Here is a 7,821-nt window from a genome sequence, read left to right on the forward strand (position 1 = left end):
CCTCCGAACCCGCGAGCCCCCCGGCCGCCTGACGCCCTCTCCCGATCCCGAGCCCGACCATCTCCCCGAGCCTCCCATGACCACCTTCGTGCAGCTGCACCTCCTGACCGCCTACCCGCCCGCCAACCTCAACCGTGACGACACGGGCCGGCCGAAGACCGCGCGGTTCGGCAATGTCGACCGGCTGCGGGTCTCCTCGCAGGCGCTCAAGCGGGCCTGGCGCACCTCCCCCGCCTTCAAGGCGGCTTTGGAGGGGCATCTCGGCGAGCGCACCCAGCGCCTCGGCGAGGAGATCGAGGGGCACCTCCTGAAGCAGGGCGTGGCGGAAGCCGCCGCCCGCAAGGCGGCCCGGGAGGTCGCCGACGTGTTCGGCAAGATCAAGGGCGAGGGCGACAAGTACCCGACCCGGATCGAGCAGCTCGTCTTCGTGTCGGCCGAGGAGCGCCGGGACGCCCTGGCGCTGGCCGAGCGGATCGCCGGCGGCGAGAGCATCGACCTGACGAAGACCCCGCTGCTGCGGCCCGTCGACGGCGCGGTCGATATCGGCATGTTCGGCCGCATGCTGGCCGACGACCCGGACTTCAACCGCGAGGCAGCGGTGCAGGTGGCCCACGCCGTCACCACGCACCGGGCGGTGGTCGAGGACGATTACTACACCGCCATCGACGACCTGAAGACGCCGGCCGAGGATGCGGGCGCCGGCTTCGTCGGCGAGGCGGGGTTCGGCGCCGGCACCTTCTACCTCTACCTCTGCATCGACCGCGACCTGCTGGCCCGCAACCTCGGCGGCGATGCCGATCTCGCCCGGCGCGGCCTCGCGGCGCTGATCCACGCCGCCGCGACGGTGGGGCCGAAGGGCAAGCAGGCGAGCTTCGCCAGCCGGGCGCTGGCGAGCTACGGCCTCGTCGAGGTCTCCGACGGGGCGCCTCACACCCTGGCCGCCGCGTTCCTCAAGCCGGTCGGCGGCGAGGACGTGCTCGCCGGCTCGGTCGCCGCCTTCGAGGCGACGCGCAATGGCTTCCGCACCGCCTACGACCTGCCGCCGAGCCGGCGCGACGAGGATCCCGAGGGCTGGCGCGGCAACGACGGTCCCTGGCCGGTCTTCAACACGCTCACCGGCGAGGGCAGCCTCAAGCGCCTGATCGCCTGCGCGACGCGCTGATGCCCGCCGGCCTCGCCTTCACGCTCTACGCCCCCCTCGCGGCCCTCGGCGACCTCGCGGTGGGGGAGCGCCGCGGCGGCTTCGACCGGCCGGGCCGCTCGGCGATCCTCGGCCTCGTCGCGGCGGCCCTCGGCTACGATCGGGCCGACGAGGCGAGCCACGCCGCCCTCGATGCGGGCTACGGCCTCGTCCAGCGCGTGCGGCGCACCGGTCGCCTGATGACCGATTACCACACCGTCCAGGCACCGCCGGCCGAGCGCAAATCCGCCTGGGCCACCCGCTGCGCGGCTTTGGATCGGCCCTCGCACCGGCTCAACACCCTCCTGTCGAGCCGCGACTACCGCGAGGACCTGTGGGTGGAGGTGGGGCTGGTGCAGCTCGACACAGACACTCGGGCCCCCGCCCCCGCGGCGATCGCCGAGGCCCTGCGGCACCCGGCCTACACGCTCTACCTCGGCCGCAAGTCCTGCCCGCTCGGCCGCCCGCCGGCGCCAAGCTGCCTCGACGCGGTGACGAGCCTCGCCGCCCTCCTCGATCGGGCAGACGAGCCGGCGCGCCTGATGGCCGACGCCGGGCGCTACCCGTTCGAGCCGCTGCGGCTGTGGGAGGAGTGGGACAAGGCCGTCGTCTACGCCGATGCCGAGCTCGAAGGCCTGCTCGCCCCCGATTACAAGGCCGACCGGATCGAGCGCCGCCGCGACCGGGTGACGAGCCGGGTGCGCCGGCAATTCGGCCTGCGCGACGAGATCGTCGCCACCCGCATCCCCCGCCCGGAGCCGGAGGCCGCCCGGTGAGCCTCTTCCTCAGCCGCGTGCGCCTGCGCCACGCCCCCGACACCGCCGCCCTCGCCCGCCTGCTGCTGCCGGAGGACGACGACGCCCGCATCGCCGCCGGCCACCGGCTGATCTGGTCGCTGTTCGCCGATTCGCCCGACCGGGAGCGCGACTTCCTCTGGCGCGAGGATGGCGGCTCGGCCTGGCAGCGCACCACCTTCCTGGTCCTGTCGGCGCGGGAGCCCTCGGGTGGCGGCGGCCTGTTCGACGTCGAGACGAAGCCCTTCGCGCCCGACCTGTCGGTGGGGCAGACCTTGCGCTTCCGCCTGCGGGCCAGTCCGGGAGCATCGGAGCCGAAGCCCGGCGCCAAGCGCGGCAAGCGGATCGACCCTGTGGCCCGGGCACTGAGCGGCCTCGACAAGAGCGCGCGCGAGGAGCAGCGCGATGCAATCACCCAGACGGTCGGCGCCGACTGGCTCGCCCGGCAGGGCGCTAAGGCCGGCTTCCGCCTCGTCGAGGATCGGGACGAGAAGGGCCGGTCCCGTCCGCGCCTGCGCGTGGAGGGTGACGACTGGCGTGCGCTCCCGAGGGACGGCGCCCGGCCCGTTCGCTTCGGTTCACTCGATTTCGAAGGGGAGATCGTGGTCGAGGATCCGGCGAAGTTCCTCGCCGCCCTCGCCCGCGGCTTCGGCCGCGCCAAGGCGTTCGGCTGCGGCCTGATGCTGATCCGCCGGCCGTGAGCGCATCCGCCCTCCCCGGCCTCGCCCCGCCGAAGCCGATCCCGATCCGCGACCGCGCCTCGCTGGTCTTCATCGAGAAGGGCCGGCTCGACGTGCTCGACGGCGCCTTCGTGGTGGTGGACGAGCGCGGGGTGCGCACGCAGATCCCGGTCGGCGGCCTGGTCTGCCTGATGCTGGAGCCCGGCACCCGGGTCAGCCACGCCGCGGTGGGGCTGGCGGCCCGGGCCGGGACGCTCCTGGTGTGGTGCGGCGAGGGCGGGGTGCGGCTCTACGCGGCCGGCCAGCCTGGCGGCGCCCGCTCCGACCGGCTGCTCTGGCAGGCCCGCCTCGCCCTCGACGAGTCGGCGCGGCTCAAGGTGGTGCGGCGCATGTTCTCGGTCCGCTTCGGCGAGGAGGCGCCCGAGCGCCGCTCCGTCGACCAGCTGCGCGGCATCGAGGGCGCGCGGGTGCGCCGCTTCTACGAGATCCAGGCGCAGCAGCACGGGGTGGAGTGGCGCCGCCGCGCCTATGACCGCGGCGACTGGGACGCCGCCGACATCCCCAACCGCTGCCTCTCGGCCGCCACCGCCTGCCTGCACGGCCTCGCCGAGGCGGCGATCCTCGCCGCCGGCTACGCCCCGGCCATCGGCTTCCTGCATTCCGGCCGGCCGCTCTCCTTCGTCTACGACATCGCCGACCTGTTCAAGTTCGAGACCGTGGTGCCGGCGGCGTTCAAGGTCGCGGGCCGCGCGGCGAAGGGCCAGCCGCTCCAGGGCTCGGTCGAGGGCGTGGTGCGGCGCGAGTGCCGCGACATCTTCCGCAAGACGAAGCTCCTGGAGCGCCTGATCCCGAGCATCGAGGACGTGCTCGCCGCCGGCGGCCTGCCGCCCCCGGGCGAGCCCGCCGACGCTCAGCCCCCCGCCTTCACCGAGGCGCCCTCCGGCAACGAAGGCCACCGGGGATGAGGAGTTGGCGCGGATGATGGTCGTGGTGGTCGAGAACGCCCCCCCGCGCCTGCGCGGCCGCCGCGCGGTCTGGCTCGTCGAGGTGCGGGCGGGGGTCTATGTCGGCCACTATTCCCGCCGCACCCGCGAGCGGATCTGGGCCGAGGTGCAGGCCGCCATCGGCGAGGGCAACGGCGTCATCGCCTGGACCGCCCAGACCGACATCGGCTACGCCTTCGACACCTGCGGCCGGAACCGCCGCATGCCGGTCGACCTCGACGGCTTGCCCCTGGTGGCCTTTCATCCCGACGAGACCCCGCTCTGACCGGGGCTGGAACGGAGCGGAAACGCCGGTGCGTTCTTTGACATCGTGAAAGGTGAGGCGTATCAAGCACTTCCAAGAAGAGTGTTCCCCGCAGGCGCGGGGATGAACCGCCTCTGATCGGGACGCAGATCGAGAATATCACGTGTTCCCCGCAGGCGCGGGGATGAACCGTGGATGCCGCCGGACAAGGTCGCTGACGCGCTGTGTTCCCCGCAGGCGCGGGGATGAACCGCAGATCTTCGCGACGACCGCCGAGGAGCTGTGGTGTTCCCCGCAGGCGCGGGGATGAACCGCCCACTGACCGCCGCCGCGACCTCGTCAAGGCGTGTTCCCCGCAGGCGCGGGGATGAACCGGACAGCCAGCCGGGCATCAGGGCGTGACGACCGTGTTCCCCGCAGGCGCGGGGATGAACCGCCCCGCAACGTCGGTGGGACCGACCCGAACGCGTGTTCCCCGCAGGCGCGGGGATGAACCGCCGAGGATCAGCGGCACCGGCGCGTCGGGGGTGTGTTCCCCGCAGGCGCGGGGATGAACCGGGGTGGGGGCGGGATAGCGTGGCCGTGCCGTGGTGTTCCCCGCAGGCGCGGGGATGAACCGGGCGAGGCGGCGCATCAGGTCACGACCCAGACGTGTTCCCCGCAGGCGCGGGGATGAACCGCTGATGCCGGCAGCATGCCGGGACCGGGCGAGGTGTTCCCCGCAGGCGCGGGGATGAACCGGGCGAGGCGGCGCATCAGGTCACGACCCAGACGTGTTCCCCGCAGGCGCGGGGATGAACCGCCGACGCGCGACACTCGACAGCAGACGCGCCGGTGTTCCCCGCAGGCGCGGGGATGAACCGACGATCCGAGTGGGCGCGTCGTTCGCCAAGCAGTGTTCCCCGCAGGCGCGGGGATGAACCGTCGAACCGGGGCGCATCATGGGCCGGGACCGAGTGTTCCCCGCAGGCGCGGGGATGAACCGCAGATCCTCGCCGCCGAGCCGGCCTGGAACGCGTGTTCCCCGCAGGCGCGGGGATGAACCGTCGTCCGGGCCGTCGCCGCCGAACTCGCGGTCGTGTTCCCCGCAGGCGCGGGGATGAACCGATGTCATCGGTCGCGCTGTGGAGGAGGTTGTAGTGTTCCCCGCAGGCGCGGGGATGAACCGCACGCCCCCGGCTACGTGCCGAACCCGAACTAGTGTTCCCCGCAGGCGCGGGGATGAACCGTACGCCGGGATGGCGGTGTTGCCGGAGGTGGTGTGTTCCCCGCAGGCGCGGGGATGAACCGGCCGGTTCGCTGGCCTGCACATGACCTGGATCGTGTTCCCCGCAGGCGCGGGGATGAACCTTCGTGGCGGGCCGCACGACGCTCCAGGCGTTCGTGTTCCCCGCAGGCGCGGGGATGAACCGCTGCCGAGGGTGTCGAACTCCGGCACCTCGCGGTGTTCCCCGCAGGCGCGGGGATGAACCGCCGACGGTCGAGGCTCTGACCAAGGCGCTCGGGTGTTCCCCGCAGGCGCGGGGATGAACCGTGCCCGCAGACGCGACGGTGGGGAGCGTATCGGTGTTCCCCGCAGGCGCGGGGATGAACCGGATCCGCACTCGCGCCAGATCGCCGGCGGCCAGTGTTCCCCGCAGGCGCGGGGATGAACCGGACGAGGACGACCTCGCCGAGGCGCGCCAGATGTGTTCCTCGCAGGCGCGGGGATGAACCGGCGTCCTCGCGGGTCAGGGGCAGGATGGTGACGTGTTCCCCGCAGGCGCGGGGATAAACCGCTCATGGGCGGTGCCGACGAGCGGGTCACCCTGTGTTCCCCACAATCATCGAACACGATCTTCATGGTCGTCGTCTCGACGAGAAGCGAGCTGGACAAGCGCGGGCGCGAGCTCTCCGGCCCATCCCCCCGCAGCCGACCACCCGCCGCCAAATCGCCAATTGACCCAGGCCCGCCGACCGGCTTTCCGTGTCGCGCAACTTCTCACCCCGGACGACACCCCCCATGAAGCGCGCCCGCCGCACCAAGATCGTCGCGACCCTCGGCCCGGCCTCCGAGGATCCGGCGGTGATCGAGGCGCTGTTCGCGGCCGGGGCCGACGTCTTTCGCATCAACATGAGCCACCTGCCGCGCGAGCGACTGGGCGAGCGGGTGGCGACGATCCGGGGCATCGAGCAGAAGCTCAAGCGCCCGATCGCCGTGCTGGTCGACCTCCAGGGGCCGAAGCTCCGGGTCGGGCGCTTCGCCGACGACGCAGCCTTGATCGAGAACGGCCAGAACTTCGTCCTCGACGACGATCCGACCCCGGGCGACGCGACCCGGGTCCACCTGCCCCATCCCGAGATCCTCTCGGCGCTCGAACCCGGCCATGCGGTGATCGTCGACGACGGCAAGCTGCGCCTCGTCGTGACCGAGGTCGAGCCCGGCCGGGCGGTGACCCGGGTGGTGACCGGCGGCAGGATCTCGAACCGCAAGGGCGTGTCGCTCCCCGACACCACGATTCCCGTGGCGGCGATGACCGAGAAGGACCGCCTCGACCTCGAGGCCGCCCTCGCCGCGGGCGCCGACTGGATCGCGGTGTCGTTCGTGCAGCGCCCGGAGGACGTCGCCGAGGTCAAGGCGGTGGCGCGGGGGAAGGCCCTGGTGATGGCCAAGATCGAGAAGCCGCAGGCGGTGGTGGCCCTCGACGCGATCATGGCAGTGGCCGACGGGCTGATGGTCGCCCGCGGCGATCTCGGGGTCGAGATGCCGCTGGAGCAGGTGCCGGGCGTGCAGAAGCGCATCACCCGCGGCGCGCGCCGCCTCGGCAAGCCGGTGGTGGTGGCCACGCAAATGCTCGAATCGATGATCACCGTCCCGGTGCCGACCCGGGCCGAGGTCTCGGACGTCGCGACCGCGGTCTACGAGGGAGCGGATGCCGTGATGCTCTCGGCCGAGAGCGCGTCGGGGGCGTTTCCCGTCGAGGCGGTCTCGACCATGAACCGCATCGCCGAGCAGGTCGAGCGCGACGGGATCTACTGGTCGATCATCGCGGCGCAGCGCAACCAGCCGGAATCGACCGCCTCGGACGCCATCGCGGCGGCCGCCCACCAGATCGCCGAGACGCTCGGGCTCAACGCCGTGATGGCCTGGACCGCCTCGGGCTCGACGGCGCTCCGTCTCGCCCGCGCCCGGCCCGACGCCACGGTGATCGCGCTCACCCCGAAGCGCGAGACGGCGCGGCGGCTGGCGCTCGCCTGGGGCACGCACCCGATCGTCACCAACGACGCCAGCGACATCGACGATATGTCGTTCCGCGCCTGCAAGTTCGCGGTGCGCGAGAATTTCGCGGGGGTGGGCGACCGGGTGATCGTGGTGGCCGGCCTGCCCTTCGGCACGCCGGGGGCGACGAACCTCGTGCGCATCGCGACGGTGACGCCGGAGCATGCGGCGAAGGCGTGAGGCCGGGCCGGTTTGCTGCTATCTTGGACCGGCTGCAATCACGGAGGCCTGGATGTCAGCCACCCTTCTGCGCGACCGGGACGCTCTAAGCCGGACGCCGCCGGACGACTTCGCCGAGGACGTGGATTTCGAGATGACCAATCTCGGCCGGAAGCACACGAACGTTCCGGGCACGATCTTCGTCTCGTCGCGTCTCGGGGCCCACGGCCCGCGGGTGAAGTGGTACGCCGAGAAGCCGAAGGGCAACGCGCCCTGCCTCATCGTCTCGGTCGGACCCGACCCGGTGGTGCGCGACGACTTCATCGGCACCGTCCAGTCCCGGCAAGCGGCAGACCTCGTGCGGGCCTGGGTGCGCCTCAATCACGTCGAGCTGCTGGACTTCTGGAACAACGGCACCGGGTGGGACATCGACGAGCTGACGGATTTCACCCGCCGGCTCGAGCCGCTGCCCTGAAGAATCCCCCCTACTCCGCCCCCACC

General features: G+C 72.4%; 7 protein-coding genes and 1 CRISPR repeat array. All 7 genes read left to right on the plus strand.

All coding sequences use genetic code 11. The features are described from left to right. The coding region (gene cas7e / locus ABZT49_RS20880) for a type I-E CRISPR-associated protein Cas7/Cse4/CasC (RefSeq protein WP_355288630.1) at window positions 1-1,162 on the plus strand (1,162 nt) is incomplete at its 5' end. After that, on the plus strand, window positions 1,162-1,956 hold the full coding sequence (gene cas5e, locus ABZT49_RS20885; RefSeq protein ID WP_355288632.1) for a type I-E CRISPR-associated protein Cas5/CasD: 795 nt from the start codon (window positions 1,162-1,164) through the stop codon (window positions 1,954-1,956). The genes cas7e and cas5e, both read left to right, overlap by 1 nt. Next, window positions 1,953-2,675, plus strand: a complete 723-nt coding sequence (gene cas6e, locus ABZT49_RS20890; protein WP_355288634.1) for a type I-E CRISPR-associated protein Cas6/Cse3/CasE — start codon at window positions 1,953-1,955, stop codon at window positions 2,673-2,675. Before cas5e ends, cas6e begins: the two co-directional genes overlap by 4 nt. After that, on the plus strand, window positions 2,672-3,619 hold the full coding sequence (gene cas1e / locus ABZT49_RS20895) for a type I-E CRISPR-associated endonuclease Cas1e (RefSeq protein WP_355288636.1): 948 nt from the start codon (window positions 2,672-2,674) through the stop codon (window positions 3,617-3,619). Before cas6e ends, cas1e begins: the two co-directional genes overlap by 4 nt. A gap of 13 nt (window positions 3,620-3,632) precedes the next feature. Beyond that, complete coding sequence (gene cas2e / locus ABZT49_RS20900; protein ID WP_355288642.1) at window positions 3,633-3,923, plus strand: type I-E CRISPR-associated endoribonuclease Cas2e; 291 nt, start codon at window positions 3,633-3,635, stop codon at window positions 3,921-3,923. An 81-nt stretch (window positions 3,924-4,004) separates the two neighbouring features. Then, a CRISPR array of direct repeats spans window positions 4,005-5,680; the repeat unit is 29 nt; unit sequence GTGTTCCCCGCAGGCGCGGGGATGAACCG. Window positions 5,681-5,904: 224 nt separating this feature from the next. Then, window positions 5,905-7,341, plus strand: a complete 1,437-nt coding sequence (pyk, locus tag ABZT49_RS20905) for a pyruvate kinase (RefSeq protein WP_355288638.1) — start codon at window positions 5,905-5,907, stop codon at window positions 7,339-7,341. Window positions 7,342-7,393: 52 nt separating this feature from the next. Then, on the plus strand, window positions 7,394-7,795 hold the full coding sequence (locus tag ABZT49_RS20910; RefSeq protein WP_355288640.1) for a hypothetical protein: 402 nt from the start codon (window positions 7,394-7,396) through the stop codon (window positions 7,793-7,795). Window positions 7,796-7,821: the final 26 nt, after the last annotated feature.

Origin of the sequence: Methylobacterium sp. EM32, from assembly GCF_040593685.1 — a bacterium.
GTDB lineage: Bacteria > Pseudomonadota > Alphaproteobacteria > Rhizobiales > Beijerinckiaceae > Methylobacterium.